At 46.9% G+C, this 17,454-nt stretch carries 16 protein-coding genes; 11 read left to right on the forward strand and 5 right to left on the reverse strand.

Going from position 1 to position 17,454, the window contains the following annotated elements:
- The first annotated feature begins 773 nt into the window (after positions 1–773).
- From QT974_RS14740 to QT974_RS14760, 5 genes are all read left to right on the forward strand, one after another.
- A complete protein-coding gene (locus tag QT974_RS14740) occupies positions 774–2,363 on the forward strand; it encodes a sensor histidine kinase (protein WP_333469215.1) in 1,590 nt (529 codons plus the stop codon).
- A gap of 162 nt (positions 2,364–2,525) precedes the next feature.
- Positions 2,526–2,690, forward strand: a complete 165-nt coding sequence (locus QT974_RS14745; RefSeq protein WP_333469216.1) for a hypothetical protein — start codon at positions 2,526–2,528, stop codon at positions 2,688–2,690.
- A gap of 72 nt (positions 2,691–2,762) precedes the next feature.
- On the forward strand, positions 2,763–3,890 hold the full coding sequence (locus QT974_RS14750) for an ABC transporter substrate-binding protein (RefSeq protein WP_333469217.1): 1,128 nt from the start codon (positions 2,763–2,765) through the stop codon (positions 3,888–3,890).
- On the forward strand, positions 3,887–6,133 hold the full coding sequence (locus QT974_RS14755; RefSeq protein ID WP_333469218.1) for an ATP-binding response regulator: 2,247 nt from the start codon (positions 3,887–3,889) through the stop codon (positions 6,131–6,133). Before QT974_RS14750 ends, QT974_RS14755 begins: the two co-directional genes overlap by 4 nt.
- A 181-nt stretch (positions 6,134–6,314) precedes the next feature.
- Complete coding sequence (locus QT974_RS14760) at positions 6,315–7,613, forward strand: sensor histidine kinase (RefSeq protein ID WP_333469219.1); 1,299 nt, start codon at positions 6,315–6,317, stop codon at positions 7,611–7,613.
- Between the two features lie 278 nt (positions 7,614–7,891).
- Here the strand turns inward: QT974_RS14760 and QT974_RS14765 are convergent, their stop codons facing one another.
- Positions 7,892–8,683, reverse strand: a complete 792-nt coding sequence (locus QT974_RS14765) for a TetR/AcrR family transcriptional regulator (RefSeq protein ID WP_333469220.1) — start codon at positions 8,681–8,683, stop codon at positions 7,892–7,894.
- Positions 8,684–8,738: 55 nt separating this feature from the next.
- Here QT974_RS14765 and QT974_RS14770 point away from each other — a divergent pair, with 55 nt between their 5' ends.
- Entirely contained in the window at positions 8,739–9,752 is a 1,014-nt protein-coding gene (locus tag QT974_RS14770) for a Rieske 2Fe-2S domain-containing protein (RefSeq protein ID WP_333469221.1), read from the forward strand.
- Between the two features lie 98 nt (positions 9,753–9,850).
- Here the strand turns inward: QT974_RS14770 and QT974_RS14775 are convergent, their stop codons facing one another.
- Entirely contained in the window at positions 9,851–10,696 is an 846-nt protein-coding gene (locus tag QT974_RS14775) for a Uma2 family endonuclease (RefSeq protein WP_333469222.1), read from the reverse strand.
- Between the two features lie 507 nt (positions 10,697–11,203).
- On the opposite strand from QT974_RS14775, the gene QT974_RS14780 reads away from it, so the two are divergent.
- Positions 11,204–11,392, forward strand: coding sequence for a hypothetical protein (locus QT974_RS14780; protein ID WP_333469223.1), 189 nt, complete (start codon positions 11,204–11,206; stop codon positions 11,390–11,392).
- Positions 11,393–11,728: 336 nt separating this feature from the next.
- Here the strand turns inward: QT974_RS14780 and QT974_RS14785 are convergent, their stop codons facing one another.
- Positions 11,729–12,499 (reverse strand): TerC family protein, encoded by a 771-nt coding sequence (locus QT974_RS14785; RefSeq protein WP_333469224.1) that lies wholly within the window; start codon positions 12,497–12,499, stop codon positions 11,729–11,731.
- Between the two features lie 341 nt (positions 12,500–12,840).
- Here QT974_RS14785 and psaM point away from each other — a divergent pair, with 341 nt between their 5' ends.
- Together psaM and QT974_RS14795 are read left to right on the forward strand one after the other, a co-directional pair.
- Positions 12,841–12,936, forward strand: coding sequence for a photosystem I reaction center subunit XII (psaM, locus tag QT974_RS14790; RefSeq protein ID WP_293136392.1), 96 nt, complete (start codon positions 12,841–12,843; stop codon positions 12,934–12,936).
- A gap of 279 nt (positions 12,937–13,215) precedes the next feature.
- On the forward strand, positions 13,216–13,632 hold the full coding sequence (locus QT974_RS14795) for a hypothetical protein (protein ID WP_333469225.1): 417 nt from the start codon (positions 13,216–13,218) through the stop codon (positions 13,630–13,632).
- Positions 13,633–14,021: 389 nt separating this feature from the next.
- Here the strand turns inward: QT974_RS14795 and ctpA are convergent, their stop codons facing one another.
- The gene (gene ctpA / locus QT974_RS14800; RefSeq protein WP_333469226.1) at positions 14,022–15,263 is read right to left on the reverse strand and encodes a carboxyl-terminal processing protease CtpA; all 1,242 of its coding nucleotides are present in this window, start codon (positions 15,261–15,263) and stop codon (positions 14,022–14,024) included.
- Between the two features lie 335 nt (positions 15,264–15,598).
- Positions 15,599–15,823, reverse strand: coding sequence for a hypothetical protein (locus QT974_RS14805; protein WP_333469227.1), 225 nt, complete (start codon positions 15,821–15,823; stop codon positions 15,599–15,601).
- A 29-nt stretch (positions 15,824–15,852) separates the two neighbouring features.
- On the opposite strand from QT974_RS14805, the gene petB reads away from it, so the two are divergent.
- Together petB and petD are read left to right on the forward strand one after the other, a co-directional pair.
- Positions 15,853–16,521, forward strand: coding sequence for a cytochrome b6 (petB, locus tag QT974_RS14810; protein ID WP_333469228.1), 669 nt, complete (start codon positions 15,853–15,855; stop codon positions 16,519–16,521).
- Between the two features lie 171 nt (positions 16,522–16,692).
- A complete protein-coding gene (petD, locus tag QT974_RS14815) occupies positions 16,693–17,175 on the forward strand; it encodes a cytochrome b6-f complex subunit IV (RefSeq protein WP_333469229.1) in 483 nt (160 codons plus the stop codon).
- Positions 17,176–17,454: the final 279 nt, after the last annotated feature.

Raw genomic sequence — 17,454 nt, forward strand, 5'->3', positions numbered from 1 at the left:
AATTAAATAACTTACATTTTTTATTGTGATTGTGGGATGGGCGTCCCGCCCGTCCCACAAATATGTGTAAATTATTTAATTCGCGATCCTTAGGAATGGCAATTAAATAACTTAAGCAATTTGCTTGTTGCTTGTTACCCGGAAGAGCCTGGTAAAGCAGATCCGGAGGCTCTCCCTCCAGCAGGTACTGAAATTATTAAATCTTCGTTCCTTAGGATATAATCTACCTAATTAGAGATGTAAATTTTGGGTAAAATGCGATCGTATATAAGTATTTACACGGGGAGCATCCCATTTTTGCAAATATATCCGTAGGGGCGAAGCATTCCGGCAGTAAGTCTCTGCTTATAACTAATAAATTATCTGCCGGAATGCTTCGCCCCTACACTCATTGGGATGCACCCTTTACACGTAACTACTCCATAACCGCTGGTAGTTCGAGGGAATCTTAACGAGAGAGATCCAATGATTTCACGGTTTAGCCTTGCTATTAGCTGATTTACCAGCGGTTATTGTGGTTTCTGGGCGGTTATTGAGTGGTTAAGTTGATAGTTGACATCCGCAAGAGAATATGCCAGTATTAAAAATAAGTGGGTCATTTTACCGCAACAGTTATAGAATTAATAGTTAGGTTGCTGTGGTTGTCGGTGATGGCGGTAGGTTAAACATTAACTGCTAGTAGTTCTCAACCGCCCCTGGTTATTTCCTAATAATTTAGCGGAAATACAAACAAGCGAGCGGTATTGCCAACTTTTGATTTGTAGCGTTGAACTATGTCTCCTCACAAGCAGTCTTATAGTTGGTCATCTCTAGGCGTAGCCATTGCAGCGGTTGTGGTATCAACCTGTGGTATTGCAACGTTAAATGCTAGATCCGATCGTGCAGCGAATCATGAGCGAGAACTCAATCATTTGCAAGCGACAGCAAACCGTTTGGATGCTTTGGAGTGGAGAGCTATCTATAAAAAACAAGTTGACTCCGAGTTAAAAAAAGCCTTGGAGAAGCAGCAAGAGCAGGCACAACGCAGTTTGGAGGCATTAAAAACAACTACCCCTTCCTTAGACGAGATGCAAAAAGTTGAATCGGCCTATCATACCTATGCAAATGCTGTCAATCAACTCTTAAAGCTTCTGGAATCCAACCGCATTCAGCCAGCGTTAGAAGTTGATAAAACTCTAGTCGATCCGAGTTATGAGAAGTTGTATGAAATTGTAACCAAGGCTACGAGGGAAGCTTCTCAAAGGTCTGCAAACCTTACCTACTGGGCGAATTTTGGCTTTGTGTTGATTGTTCTGTCTCTGATTTGTACTGTGGTAATCGTATTTCGACAGCAATACCTGCGAGCTAACCAGCAGGTTCAGAACTTGATTCTGGAAAATGTGCGCCGCCGAGCAGAGCACTTAGAAGAAGATCGTCAGCGTCTAGAGTCAAGGGTGCAAGAACGAACTCAGGAACTTCAGCAAACAAATATTGCACTCTCGGAAGCAGTTTCTGAGATTCAAAAATCGCAAGTTCAGCTAATTCAAAGCGAAAAAATGTCAACACTCGGGCAGTTGGTGGCTGGAGTTGCCCATGAAATCAATAATCCAGTTGGATTTTTGGCTGGGAATATCCAACCTGCTTTAGATTACGTGAAAGATTTGTTTGGTTTAATTGATTTATATCAAGAAAATTTTCCTGAACCAGGGGAAGTAATTCAAAAAGAAATCGCTGCTATCGATTTGGATTACATTCGTGAAGACTTGCCCAAATTAATTGGCTCGATGAAAGAGGGCGTGATTCGGATTCGCGACATTAGCATTAGTCTGAGAACCTTTTCTCGCTCCGATAGCAGCTCTCCTGTTGCTTACAATATTCACGATGGTATTGATAGCACTTTACTGATTCTCAAATATCGCCTCAAAGCTAACGAAACACGTCCGGCGATTGAAGTTGTTAAAGAATATGGAAAATTACCTGCTGTGCGATGTTATGCGGGACAACTAAACCAGGTGTTTATGAACTTACTTGCCAATGCTATTGATGCCTTGGAGGAATCGAATCAGGGACGCAGTTTTGAGGAAATAAAAGCTCATCCAAATTGCATTAGGGTGAAGACTGAACTATCGAATGACTCTAAATCTGCCGTTATTTCTATTCGAGATAATGGTATAGGTATGACTGAGGAAGTAAAACAGAAAATCTTCGACCACCAGTTTACCAGTAAGGCAGTTGGTAAAGGCACAGGTTTGGGATTAGCAATTGCTCGTGCGATCGTAGTTGACACCCATGCTGGGACTCTGGAGGTGAATTCAACTCCAGGCTGTGGTACAGAATTTGCGATCGCCATACCTATGAAACCCAAGCCGAAAACTGTAGCCTAAGATCGAGTTTGCTAACTGTTATGTTGCATTGCCGGTGCGATCGCCCTTGACGCCAATTTCTCCGTCCGATCGCGCGATCGAATCAGTTCGTAGTGCGGACTTAAGTCCGCAGGGGCGATCGCATCTAATTGCGGTTAATCATCGCACGCGATCTTAAACTTATTGCTAGCATTTTGCCCGATCGCCTGCCGTTGCTCTGCCGCAGGCGCGATCGCCCCACTCCACAGATACAAACCGCAATCTACACTCTTTGCCAACAAAATGTTAGAACTGAGTCAGAGATTTAACGGCGAAGCAATTCTCAATTTGCTGCCGCCGTCTGTATAGTAATATTAAGCGGACTTTAATTTTCACCTTTTCAATTTTAACACAACAAACCAGATTTTTAAGTAAAAAAAGATGAATACCAATCTATCTTTTAGCAAATTCATATTGCAGGTATTCGGCGCTGGGCGACTTGTGAAATACCTGCCATTGCCAAATCGCAAACAAGCCATCGATCGACTGCCAGCACCAAAGCGGAAATTAGGGATCAAACCCACCTTTTTTAGTTTATTTGCGATCGCACTTACCCTGATATTTGCCCTTAATGCCTGTAGTTTAGCCCAGAACCAATCGCTGAAGCCTTTGCGAGTAGGAATTACAAGCTGGGCGGGATTTGATGTTGTACTCTACGCTCAAGCCTCAGAACTCTTCAAACAACGAGGCATCAAGGTGGAACTGGTGCGATTTGACAACCAACAAGATTCCAGTCGTGCAGTGATGAACAACAGATTAGATGCGGCATTTATTTCTGTGTGGGATGCAATGCAAGTCGATCCGGGTGATGGGCGCCCTGTGGTTTTAATGACGACCAATATTTCTGCGGGTTCTGATGGGATTGTCGCCAAACCTGAAATTAAATCAGTAAAAGATTTGCGCGGCAAACGAGTCGGTGCCAAGCTGGGCACTGTCAATCATTTGATTCTGTTAGAAGCGTTAAAAGCTCATAAAATCCCACCTGCTGATGTACAGATTCTCGATTATTCCAATGAAGTTGCAGCCCAAAAAATTACTTCAGAAGACATTGATGCCGCCATCCTGTGGGGGCCGATGCTAGGAGAAACGGCTAAGAATATCAAGGGAAAGGTGATTTATACCACTAAACAAGTGGACAGCCTAGTGATTGATATTTTAATGTCCAATGACAGAACAGTGAAAAAAAAACAAGCAGAACTAACCCAGTTCATTTTGGCTTGGTTTGATTTGATGCACGCTGTTGAAAGCAAGCCGAATCAAGTATTTGAAGTTGTCGCCAAAAAACTCGGACAAAGCAGCGCATCCTTTGCTAGCGATTATGCTGGGCTGAAAAAAGGAGATATTGCCCTGAATCGGCGGATGTTCCAGACAAATGGTCGCCTAAGTTCGGTAAAAACCCAAATTATGCAACTGCTAAATGAAGATCCGCGTCACGGTAGGGTGATTCGGCCAGACGTGAAGATTGATGGCTCACTTGTCAGCAAAGCAATCGAGGCATGGAAGCCATGAATCCTCAATCCAAATCCTCGAAAAACTACTTATCCCGCCAACTGCTGACAGGTTTTGGTATTTCCCTAGCAACTGTAGGCTTAACCACGTTGGGATTAAACTACTTTTTAATTCAATCAAAGCTGGAACAAGAGCTACAACAACGCGCTCAATCAATTACTCAAGGTGTGGGATTTTCCACAGAAGGTTTAATCGAATTGGGGAATACCAGCATTATCAAGCGCATTGTCCAGAACTACGCCACACTACCAAGTGTGGTGGAAGTGGCGATCGTCAGTCCCAACGGACAAACCTTAGCCCGCAGCGGAGCTGAATTACAAAATCTGCCCTACGCCTCGATCCATCCAGAATTGGCACAGGTGCTGGAACAAGCAGCTCAAACAGGCGCAGAGACAAGCCTGCGAACTACTGTAGATGGCAAGCCTGCATTGGTAGAAATTTTGCCTTTTAGCAGCACATTGTTTGGTACCAGGGATCGCCGGGGAATGACGATCGCGATTCTCGACGTTGAAGAAATGCAACTACAAGCAGGCCAAACTTTCTCTGCGTCTACACTTACCCTGATCGTCGGGATGTCGGTAATTCTCGCACTGATGGCAGTAATGATTCAGCGATCGATCTTGCAACCACTCCAGCGATTAAATCAAGCCGTTACAGAAAGTCAAAGCACTGACTATTTTGTCATGCCTAGTGGATTGTCCGATAACGAAATCCAATTCCTCGCCCAGACAATTCAAGACGCTGTGACTGCACGAGTCCAAGCCTATCAGCAAATAGAACAAGAAATTGCCCAGCGCAAACAAATAGAAGCCGCATTACAACTGGCCGCATTAGCCGCCGAAGCCGCCAATCACGCCAAAAGCGAATTTCTTGCCAACATGAACCACGAACTCCGCACCCCCCTCAACGGTATTTTAGGCTATGCTCAAATTCTCCAACACGATCCCGCTACCACTTCCAAGCAACACAAGGGCTTGGAAGTGATTCACCAGTGCGGTTCGCACTTGCTGACACTCATCAACGACATCTTAGATTTGTCAAAACTGGAAGCACAGAAAATGGATCTCTATCCCCAAGATTTCCATCTGGCAAACTTCCTTACCACCACAGTAGAAATGTGCCGGATCAAAGCCGAGCAAAAAGGTGTTGCATTCCATTACCAGCCCGATCGCAATTTACCCACCGCCATCCATGCCGACGACAAACGTTTGCGGCAAGTATTGCTAAACTTGCTGAGTAATGCAGTCAAATTTACCGACTTCGGCAGCGTCACATTTACTGTGGAAAAAGTGGAGAATCGGCAACAGGAAAACACCGGATTTACCCGCCTGCATTTTCAAGTAGAAGACACGGGCATTGGTATCGCACCGGAAAAATTGGCATCAATATTTTTACCCTTCGAGCAAGCAGGAAAGCGCGATCGCAACAGCGAAGGAACTGGGTTAGGACTGGCGATCGGCCAGCAAATCGTGCAGGTGATGGGCAGCACGATTCAAGTTAAGAGCATACCAAACCAAGGCAGTACCTTCTGGTTTGAAGTAGATGTAGCCGCCGCCGCCGATTGGCTCAATCAGTCCGAGACAGCCCATCAAAAGATTATCGGCTACCAGGGCGAACGGCGTAAAATTTTAGTAATTGACGATCGCCGCGAAAACCGCGCTGTACTCAGAGGGATGCTGCAACCGCTTGGCTTCAAGCTAGCAGAGGCCGATGACGGACACACGGGACTCGATACCGCCCTGCAAATGCGTCCAGATTTGATTATTACCGATGTGATGATGTCTGGGATGAACGGGCTGGAAATGACCCGCCGCCTGCGCCACCTGCCGGATTTTGCCCAGACTCCAATTATTGCCTCCGCAGCGAGTCTGTCGCAGGTGGATGTACAGGATGCGATCGATGCCGGTTGCAATGGCTTTTTCCCCAAGCCGATCGACTTTACCGGGTTACTAAGCGAGTTGCAGCGTCATCTAGAGTTGCAGTGGATTTACCAACTTGCACCACAAACTGTTGAATCATCTGTCACAGCTTCCCAGACTGCGGATTGGATTGTGCCGCCAGCAACGGAACTAAAAGCACTCTACCGGGCTGCACAAGACGGTTTTATGGCGGATATTCAACAGGAAGCCGATCGCCTCAAACAGCTCGATCGGCAATATGTACCGTTTGCCAACAAAATGCTAGAACTGAGTCAGAGATTTGACGACGAAGCAATTCTCAATTTGCTACAACCCTATTTGTAATCAGGCTAGGCGCCATCAATACTTATTCTCAAAAATTATGTAAGATTAGATTAAGCTAATGAAATAAATTCCCAAATTTTTCTACAGTGAAATTACTTAGAAATGTATAAAAATGGGAAATTTATGTTAAAAGAAATTTTATTTAGTTGTTAAATTTGTAATTTTTCTTAGGAGTTAATCCGTGTCAGTAAAAACTGCATCCCCCATCGGAACCATTTTAGTTGTCGATGACAACCCCACGAATATTCAGGTTTTATTTGATGTGCTCAGTGAGATCGGATATCGAGTCGCGATCGCCAAAAGTGGCGAAGCTGCCCTGCAACGCCTCCAGTCTTACCATCCGGATCTGATTTTGCTGGATGTGATGATGCCGGGGATTGATGGGTTTGAAACCTGTGGGCGGATCAAAGCAAATGCTGATACCTGCGACATTCCCGTGATTTTCATGACAGCCTTGTCTGATTCAGTTGATAAAGTCAAAGGGCTGAGCTTGGGTGCGGTAGATTATATCACCAAGCCCGTCCAGCACGAAGAAGCCCTGGCAAGGATTCGCGTCCATCTGAAACTGCGCGATGCCCAAAAGGGAATGGAACAACGCACGATCGAGCTTTCCCAAGCGCTCAACGATCTTAAAAAGGCGCAAGTGCATCTGGTACAGAGCGAAAAAATGTCATCCCTCGGTCAATTGGTGGCTGGTGTAGCCCACGAAATCAACAATCCCCTAAATTTTATCTCCGCCAATCTGGCACCCGCCAGAGAACACATTCAAGATTTGATGACTTTTCTGGAGTTGTACGAGGAATGCCATCCCCAGCCCCATCCCAAAATTCAAGCCTGGATGGATGATGTAGATGTGGATTACCTGCAAGCAGATTTGCCGAAACTGCTCAATTCTATGCAGTTAGGAACCGATCGCATCTGCCAACTCGTCCTTTCCCTTCGCAATTTCTCCCGTCTGGATGAAGCACAAGTCAAACCCGTGGATATCCACCAAGGCCTCGACAGCACCCTACTTATTTTGCAACATCGCCTCAAAGCCTGTGCTGAACATCCCACCATTCAAGTAATCAAAGACTACGGAAAACTGCCAATGGTGGAATGTTACCCCAGTCAGCTCAATCAAGTATTTATGAATCTGCTCAGCAATGCCATTGACGCGCTGGAAGACGGTATCAGAAACACACCCGCATGGCCAAATCCCACAATTGCGATCCACACCTTCACCACCGATACGAACTCGGTGAAGATCGCGATTTCCGATAACGGCACCGGTATTCGCGAAGAAGTGCGATCGCAACTTTTCGATCCTTTTTTTACCACAAAACCTGTTGGTAAAGGCACCGGATTGGGACTGTCGATCAGCCATCAAATCGTCACAGAAAGACATGGCGGCAAAATTGATTGTTATTCTAAACTGGGGCAAGGCAGCGAGTTTGTGGTGCAGATTCCCGTGCTGCAAAGAATCCCTCAACTTGCTTAGGGGATTTTTGATTTTGATGGCAGGGAAATTGCGATCGATTGAATGGGTAATTCTGCTGAGATTGAAACTTAATTATACCTCTTGCCTGAGTCCTTTTAATTAAATTTTCAGCTATTTTTGCAATTCAAGTCTGTTCACCTAACCTATACAAGATTTGTCAGTCGCTCGGCGATCGAGTTCCCATAAATTGAAAATCCGAACAATCTGGCTTGATTTGAGAGGTATGTATGTCTTAGAAATTCGTCAGATCAAACTCATCCGAGAGCGTTAATCCAATCCTATGGGATTGTGTTCGATCGATCGACCTTCTCAACAAATTGTTTCCCACAGTCCTTGCAGCGATAGCACTGTTTTCCCCTACGATACCCATTTTTTGATAACTGCGCCGATCGACAATGGGTACATATCATTACTTTCATTACATCCTTCAACTGAGCATCCCCAAAGTAGGGTTCTAAATATGACACGAGCAAAGGTTCAATCTCGTCCATCAACCGCTGGCGGTGGTGCAGAGTGGGGCTGCGCAATGCTGCCAGCATTACCGCATTGCTGCTGTGGACGCACACCTCTGCCAACAGACTGCACTGTTCTTGACTCAAGGCGCAATTGCGCTGCTGCAATAGGCTCGTCAGGAAGTTAATCGCTTCCTGAGTCATGCTTTCATCGATCGACTGAAAAATCTGGCGTGCCGTGTAAAATTGCACGAATACCACCCGCGACACGGGGTGTTCAAATAAGTCTGCAGCAGCAGAGGCGATCGCGTGAATCATTTCGCGCAGCGGTAACTGGGCAATTTCCGGCGTATTTGTCTGCTGCCAAAAACGCTTGACACGATCGATATGGCCTAACTCCATCGCCTTAAAAATGGCCGCTTTATCGGGAAAGAATTGATACAGAGAACCGATCGCTGTTCCTGCTTTTGCTGCAATCAGATGCGTCGTCGCCGCTGCGTAGCCGATTTCGTCAAATACTGCTGCCGCTGCGTCCAGAATTTTTTCAACCCGGTCTTTCCCTCGCTGCTGTTTGGGCTGACGGCGCAGATTTCTTGACGAATGTGAATGTTCTGTCATATTCTATCAACACGACGGATATTTCACAATTTTACATAATATTGCGGAGAACCTTATGCAGTCTATGCTTCCCGGTGCGCCCTGGTTGTTAGCGCACAAATCGATGCTGACAGTGAATCAACCCCGAAAAATGTCTTTGTACGGTAACGACTACGTGATGTGGAAAGACGCGGCTGGAGACATCCACGCCTTGCCAAATGCCTGCCCGCACATGGGTGCGATGCTGTCAGAAGGATGGTGTGAAGCCGCTGCGGGCGATCGCACAAGTGCAATTGTTTGTCCGTTTCATGCCCTGAAATTTGATGCGGCAGGTTGCACAGTTTTGCCCGGATCGAACAAGAAAACACTGCCTCAACTGAAGCCATTAGACCTGATAATTCAGGGAAATTTCATCTGGTCTTATGGGGGACACGAACCGAAAATTCCCATTCCCACAATTTTGAATGAGTTTGCAAGTGAATTTGAGTTTATTGGCTGCACAGCGGATGTCAGCGTCAAAACCAAGCTGTTGCCTATGTTGCTGAATATGCACGATTACAATCACCAAAACGGCACCCACCGACCGATGTTTGAGATTGAAGAAGTGCAGTTTCAAAAGTTTGTCGATGACGGGCATCATTCTCACGCGCACTACGAAATGCCGCGCCAAAAACCCGGTTTGCAAGACATTCTGAAAAATCCGGCACTATTGGCATTACCGCAAACACTCTCAGCACATTTGGAAAACTTCTTTCCATCGCTGGTGGTATTGCACGGTCAAGTAGCGATCGGAAAAGCCAAGCAATGTCATATTTTTGTGCCAGAGTCGGAAACTCATACGCGCACCTATGTATTAATGTTTGGTGAGGCGAATCATCCAGTCTTTCGCTTGCTGAAGCAAAATTTTCTCAATCTTGCCAAAGTTATTGTCGAGCAAGATGCAGATATTCTGGGCAAGATTTATGCCGATGCGCCACAGAAAATTAAACTCAACAACGAAGTGGGGATGGACTGGGTGCGGCGCAATTTTGCCAGCTTTCCGAACGTCGTTGAACCCAATCTTTCTCATTCAATTTCGGCGACTGTTTGACCAGATATTGATATTCGCTGGGAAACTATCTGGCGATCGCACAATCGATCGACATTCATCATACTCCCACTCTGCTGCATCAATTGTGCGATCGCACTTTACCCAACAAATCTCTCCACATCTTCCAGCGACAGCGACAAAGCCCCAGCTACTTGCTCTACCGTTAAACCCATTGCTAGCAGTTGGGGAATTGCATCCTGTTGCGCTTGCTGTGCGCGATCGGCTCGTTGGCTCTGGGCTTCGGCTCGTTGGCGTTCGACTCTAGCTTGTTCGCTACCCGTCAATAACAAATTCCCATCACTATCCCACCAACGCAGCCATCGCATAAACTGATTTTGATAGCTGCCCTCCCATACACCTAACTCTACACCCATCAGGTCGATCGGGTAATGTCCGCGATCGTTCGGTTCCAGGCGGCGATAACGAGTATTCACCCAATTGTAGACTTCCAATTGACTTGTTTTAACGACGTAAATCGCATAGTAAGGGATGCGGATAATCTGTTCGTAAACCCAAAACTTTCCTGGTTTCTGATTCCCACCTTCGGGTAAGCGAGATAGCGGAGTATTGTCCCGTTCTTCGGAACCATTGCCGCTCGCAAATTCGATCGCAATCAACGGCACAATATACTCGCGCCACAACACGTAAGAGCGGCGAAATTCGCCATCTAACAGGGGTGGGACGTTGGGGACGTAGAACCAGTCAGGCGCTTCGGCTCCACGTTCGGGAGGGTCGGTTTCGCGCCAGTAAATGCCACAATCTTGACCGATCGCATACTGTCCGTCCGGGTGCAGAGTTTGCAGCGTGGTTTCCAGAGAATCGGTGAGCAGGATACTCTGGGGAAGTTCTTGGAAGTTTTTCACAAACGTGCCGTCGGAGTCTGGTAGTTGCGTGTGATCTGGAAAGGCGGGGGGTATACTTGTCGGGTTGAGACTTTGGGTCATGGCAGGTGGGCGATCGAGAGTACGATCGAGAGGGATGCTCTTTTACAGGATAGCGTTTGAGTCTGCCAGCAGGATACTCTGGGGATATTCTGGGAAGTTTTTTTAACGTGCCGTCGAAGTCTGGTAGTTGCGCGCGAGCGACAAAAGTTGTACGGCTACTTATCGGCAGCGAGCTATACTAGCCATTTGATGTTTTTATCCATGAGAATCGACAAGTAAATACACAGTCAGTTTAATTAATAGTTTGTCTATTTGGTTCTTAAGAAGGCTAGTATCTTGAAACCATCTTTTGGAGATCGATAGGACATTAGACTGCACGTCAATTAATAAGGAATCTAAGTCATGGAATTCTTAATAATCTTCCCTGCTGTAATAGCGATCATTCTATTTATTGTGTGGTTTGTTAAATGGTCTGCTAAGGTAGAGGCTTCCTTGCCAAGTATTTCTAGAGAGGCTCGTGTCGTTACCAAGCGTCAGCATCAGTTATCTGGTGGGTCATTCTGAACAATGTATTATGTAACCTTTGAATTTTTCGATCGCAGCAGAGCAGAGATTGCTTTACGAGCTCGCGATTATGGTATGCTGGCCCAGGGCGATCGAGGAACACTTTTTTATATAATTTTGCCATGTCGTGTTCCCAGAAAAATTGATTCTCTGACAACTGTGTTTAAGCGATTCGATCGAGATTTAACATAGCCAGTTGATGTTTGAAGCTTGCGAAACCTCTCAGTTTCAAGATGCAACATTTCAAATCGTGGTTTTACAAGATAAAAAACTAAAAACCCCGTGACGTTTGTCCGGGGATGTAAGGTTGTTGCCGAGTTTAATCTGCCTTCAGTTTGTTTAGATTGACCGATTTAAGCTACTTGTATCGAAATGAAAGTATGTTAGGAATGGAAATTAAATAAGTTAAGCGACTTGCTTGTTACCAGCCTCTGGTAACACAGATCCGGAGGCTCTTCCTCCTTATTACTTCCCAGCTTATAGGAGAGAGGACTGTAGCAGTTGTTTAAGTTATTAAAATTTCGTTCCTTAAATTTCGGAGTTCTGTGCTTGCGCTTGCGGGACTGTTACTTCTGCATCCGGGAGATTGACAGCAACTTCGGCAGATTCTGAAATCTCCAGCACCTCAGGAGTGCGCTTAGAAAATCCCCAAACAAACATCAAGGCGATACAAGAAACTACCAGCCACTGGGGAGGTACTAAACTATCATTAATTACTTTCACCAGCAATCGCATTCCTACAAATCCGACTGTAATGTAGCCAGCATCTTCAAGGTGTACGAACTCGTCGAGCCACCGGATGAACAAGTCGGCCATAAATCGCAGCGTGATAATTCCAATTGTGGCGCCTGTCAACACCAGCCAAGTTTTGTCAGAAATCGCGATCGCCGTAGTGACGCTATCGAGAGAAAATGCTAAATCTGTTAGAGCTATCGTGGGGATTGCTTTCCACACAGACCCAAATTTGGGCCCGTGATGCTCTCCATCGGAATCAGTACCTGAAGAAAAATGCTGGAAAACTAGCCACAGCAGGTACAGCGCCCCGATCAGTTCAAATTGCCAGAACTTGATTACCCAAGTAGCTGTTAAAATTAGTGCAATTCGCAGTAAAAAAGCAATTATTAAACCGAAATTTAGAGCCTTTTTTTGTAGATTTTCATCTGCTAAGCCTTTGGAAATAGACGCCAGGGCGATCGCATTGTCAGCAGAAAGTACAGCCTCTAAAGCCACCAAAACTAACAATAAGAAAAAGGTGTCAACTCCCAAATTGGGCGAACCGTCGAGAAATTGATCTAGCATTAGCTATTTTACGCACCTAAGATTTGCAAGCTAAGAGCGCAGCGCAAATCACCGGCTCTGTCTAAAATGAGTGTCACCTTCACTTATCTTAACCTAGTGCGGTAACTTTGTCTCGGCCGATCGCCCGAAAGAAGCTCGCCAAGGGATTTAACGGATTTACGCGCTCGAGATCGATCGCTCAAACCCGAAGTCAAGTATCAAAGATTTTTCCCATCTCCCCCTCTAGCACTCCACCCCAAACGCGCCGAATTATTTGTCGATTTGTAACAAACGATTCCCAAAAGCGCCAAATTGTCTCAAATTGGTGAAAGCTCGTGCCCGCGAAAATGGAGTTTCCTCATATGTCTTTAACAGATACCCAAGTCTACGTAGCCCTCGTAGTTGCTTTGATTCCCGGAATCTTGGCTTTCCGGCTGTCAACAGAACTGTACAAGTAGTTTCGAGACACCAGTAGCTAACCGCACCGTCGCCTGTCCTGCTTAGTTAAATCTGGAAATTACAGACAATTGCTGCTTTTGTGCAGTAGATTGTTTGTGGTCAACAAGACGAGACTGCAAGGGCAGGCATTTTTATTCACAAATTCCGTCTTCAGGCGTCAACCTGTCTCCCAAATTAGGGCTGTGGGCACCCTGACGAACAGGGGTGGGTGTGAGTTAAACTCAGAATTTTGTGTTTGGTGCTCAAAAACGTCAGTCTCAGGTATTTGAAAAAAAATTATGCAAGCGATTCAACCTACCGCTACTCCACTTCGTCCTCTAAAAACTCCCCCTCGGGTTAGTCCTCGTCGCAACAGCAGCCGCCAGCGTTCTTACCCTCACCAAACGCTCGCCGCTGAAACAGGAGTTAAGTTAGCAGTCAACATGATTCTTTCAGTCTGTGCGACTTCTGCTTTGATTCAGCTTTGGCCTCACTACCGGGCGGTACAAGAAAAGTTGCACGAAATCCAAGCAGAAGTCAATCTTACCCAAGGGCGAGTAGATAAGTCGCGATCGAACTTTAACCGCTACTTTGACCCCAGTCTGGCTAAAACTGTGATGCAAGAACAAAGCAATCGAGTCGATCCCCACCAGCGTGCGGTGATTTTGCAGGAGCTCCCAGCACCCGATGCTGAGGAATCCATCCCGCAGCCTTAATCGTCAGATAGTTGTGTTGCAGGATGCGCACGGCGCACAAATAAGAAACAAGAGCGCACAAATAAGAGCGGGCGAAGGTGCTTCGCACGCCAAACAAATACTCACGCGCCGGACGGCGGTTGAAGAAGGGGTGGTTCAAATTACCTTATTTTCTTCCGTGGGCGTCCGGCGGACGCAAGTTTGTGTAGCCGCGAATGACCTTCGCCGTCTTTGCTCTGGTCAAACGTCCTCCCCAGGTTGAAGAAGGGGTGGTTCAAATTACTTTATTTTCTTCCGCCGCCGTCCGGTGTACGGCGAGCTTCGACTGCGCAGAAGCTGAGCCTCCGCGAAGCGTCGTCCTGAGCGCAGTCGAAGCTCGATTCGCGGACGCAAGTTTGTGTAGGCGCGACTTAAACCGCCGTCTTTGCCATTACGGTTTTTTCTTTTAGCAATTGCAGTGCAGCTTGATATTGTAAGTCTTCTTCAGTGCCAATTCGATCGCGCGCAATCGGTTCTAACGGCACTACGCGATCGGGTGCAATCCCCAATTTGTTAATATCCGTGTGGTTGGGCGTCTCGTACTTGGCAACAGTCACAGCCAAGCCCGAACCGTCAGACAAATCAAACAGCGACTGAATCAGTCCTTTCCCGAAAGTCTTTTCTCCCACCAGTTGAGCTCTGCCGTTATCTTGCAGCGCACCCGCCAAAATTTCGCTAGCGCTGGCCGTTCCCTTGTTCACCAAAACAATCAGCGGATCGTCGGTCAAAGCTTGTCCAGAAGCTTCAAAGCTGCCGAGAATGCCTTGTCTGTTGACCGTATAGACGATCGTCCCAGAATCGATCCACAAGCGCGCAATTTCAATCCCCGCTTGCAAGAGTCCGCCCGGGTTGTTCCGCAAATCGAGAATGTAGGCGGCGGCGCCTTGTTTTTCCAAACGATCGATCGCGTGGGCGACTTCTTCGGTGGCGTTAGCGCTAAATTGACTGAGGCGAATGTAGCCTACGGGTAAATTTTCCGGACTCGACTGCAATTCGGCATAAACCGGATTCAGAGCAATGCGATCGCGCACCAGCTTAATGTCCTCAGGAACGTCCCTGCCTTCGCGCCCCAGGGTCAAGGTAACAGCAGTGCCGATGGTACCGCGCATTCGAGTTGCCGCCTCGTCTAGGCTCAATTCTGAGGTGGGAGTGCCGTCAATTTTCAAAATGCGATCGAGCGGTTGAATGCCGGCTTTATCTGCTGGCGAATCTGCCAAAGGAGCCACCACTGTCAGGGTATTTGTCTGCGGGTCGATCGCAATTTGCAGCCCGACACCAGTCAATTCTCCGGAAGTGTTGACCTGCAAGCTGCGGTACTGTTCTGGTTTCAGCAGGCGAGTGAAAGGGTCGTCGAGATTCGCCAGCATCCCCTGAATCGCCGTGTAAGTCTGCTGTCTGTCGTTGAGCGGTTCCTTAACGGCTTTTTCGCGAATCGACCACCAGTTTTTTGAGTTGAAGCTGTCGTCCACATAAGAGCGGTTGACAATCCGCCAAGCTTCGCTCAGAAGCTGCTGTTCTGGAGTTAGGGCCGCCGCCGGAAAAGCCCACCCGCCGAGAACCAGCGCCACTTGGAGCAATAGTACAATTGCTGTTTGGAAAATTCGTCTGTGCATGATTTTTCTGTAAAAGATAGGCAAGTATGGCATTTCCTGTAATTTAAGTTTGTAAGCTTTTAAGCTTTTGCGCACTCTACTCTCCCGGAGACATTCAGGATTAGTCATTGCCCAGCCACGAACAAAAAATTAGCTAAGTGTAACATTTAATAGCAAAATCAGTGAAGTTTTATCATGTTTATTAAATTTAAGGCTGGCTCGGGCCGCTGGCTGGCTCGGACTGCTGGCTGTAGCTGGGTTCTCGGCTCTATGCCAGCTTGGGGCGGATGCTGAGCTGGCAGAAACTCGTTTTTCACCTCGGCTAAAGGCTTCCTATGGTGAAATTTACACCGCAATTATGTTACATTTTTTATTACAGTCTGGAATTCGATCGGGCTTTTGGCTGCGAGCAGAAACAAGCGACCGCTTAGTTTCCAATCACTCGCGGGCGATCGCACAAAAAAATTCCTTTCGTGAGCTCCAAATTTAAAAATAGCCTCAGCCATTTGCTGGTAAAAGCAAGCTGCGAGGCGCGGGGCGACAAAAAAAACCTTGTGGCTGCTGCCCTGAACCTCAACCACAGCAATATTCTTTTAGGAATTCTGGCTCCATGTTTTCTAAACAAATCACCGACTCAAAAACCTACCAGTGGTTTGAGGAACGCCTGGAAATTCAGGCGCTTGCCGACGACATCACTACCAAATACGTACCCCCCCACGTCAATATCTTCTACTGCTTGGGCGGAATTACCTTAGTTTGTTTTTTGATTCAGTTTGCCACTGGCTTCGCCATGACTTTCTATTACCGTCCCACGGTAGCAGAAGCTTTTTCTTCAGTGCAATATCTGATGAATGAAGTTAACTTCGGCTGGCTGATCCGCTCCATCCACCGCTGGTCTGCCAGCATGATGGTACTGATGATGATTTTGCACACCTTCCGGGTTTATTTGACCGGCGGCTTCAAAAAGCCCCGCGAACTAACCTGGGTGACAGGAGTAATCTTAGCAGTCATCACTGTTTCTTTCGGCGTGACGGGCTACTCTCTCCCTTGGGATCAAATCGGTTACTGGGCAGTTAAAATCGTGTCCGGCGTACCCGAAGCCATTCCGTTTGTCGGTTCTACACTTGTAGAACTGCTGCGCGGCGGCGTCAGCGTCGGTCAAGGCACTCTGACTCGCTACTACAGCTTGCACACCTTCGTGCTGCCTTGGCTGATTATAGTGTTCATGCTGGCTCACTTCTTGATGATTCGCAAGCAAGGCATTTCTGGCCCGTTGTAAGTTTTGAGTTGTGGGGGCGAGATTTTTTTTGCCCCCCGGTGAATTTTGAGTTGAAAATTCAGAATTCATCACTCATCATATTTATGGACGGACACAAGCGGGGCTGATTCGGACTAACGAATACAGTCCAATCCCAAGCCCGGGTAAAACTAAAAGGAGAACACTCTCACTATGTCTATTATCAAAAAACCAGATTTGAGCGATCCTGAGCTACGCGCTAAGCTCGCTAAGGGCATGGGTCACAACTATTACGGCGAGCCAGCTTGGCCCAATGACTTGCTGTACGTTTTCCCAATTGTGATCATGGGAACGATTTCTCTGTGCGTCGGTTTAGCCGTACTTGACCCAGCTTTGGTTGGCGAACCAGCCAATCCTTTTGCTACTCCCCTAGAAATTCTGCCGGAATGGTATTTGTGGCCCGTGTTCCAACTCCTGCGCGTTTTGCCTAACAAATTGTTGGGTATTGCTTGCATGGCTGGCGTTCCCGTTGGCTTGATTTTGATTCCGTTCATCGAAAACGTGAACAAGTTTCAAAATCCGTTCCGCCGCCCTGTGGCTACCACAGTCTTCCTGTTGGGAACTGCGGTAACTCTGTGGTTGGGTATTGGTGCTATTTTCCCGATCGACAAATCTTTCACGCTGGGTCTGTTCTAAGATTTAAGCTTGTTTGATTTTGACGCCCGCGGGTTTCCTGTAAAGTGCTTTTGTACTGCTGGGAAACTTTAGCGGGCGTCATTTTATTTTAGATTTTATATCAAATCCGGTAGCATCGGAATTATTAATATTACCCACAGTCAGGACACGGCGAGTGACCATAGGTGTCAACTTAAGCCAAAAGCCCGCCAGGGACTGAAGTCCCCCTCTCATAGCGAGGACTTTCGCTATGAGACAGGGGTTTTAACCCCTGTCGGACTGCGGGTTTGACGTGGAAAG

The sequence above is a fragment of the Microcoleus sp. BM001215392 genome, assembly GCF_036700185.1.
Classification (GTDB): domain Bacteria; phylum Cyanobacteriota; class Cyanobacteriia; order Cyanobacteriales; family Microcoleaceae; genus Microcoleus.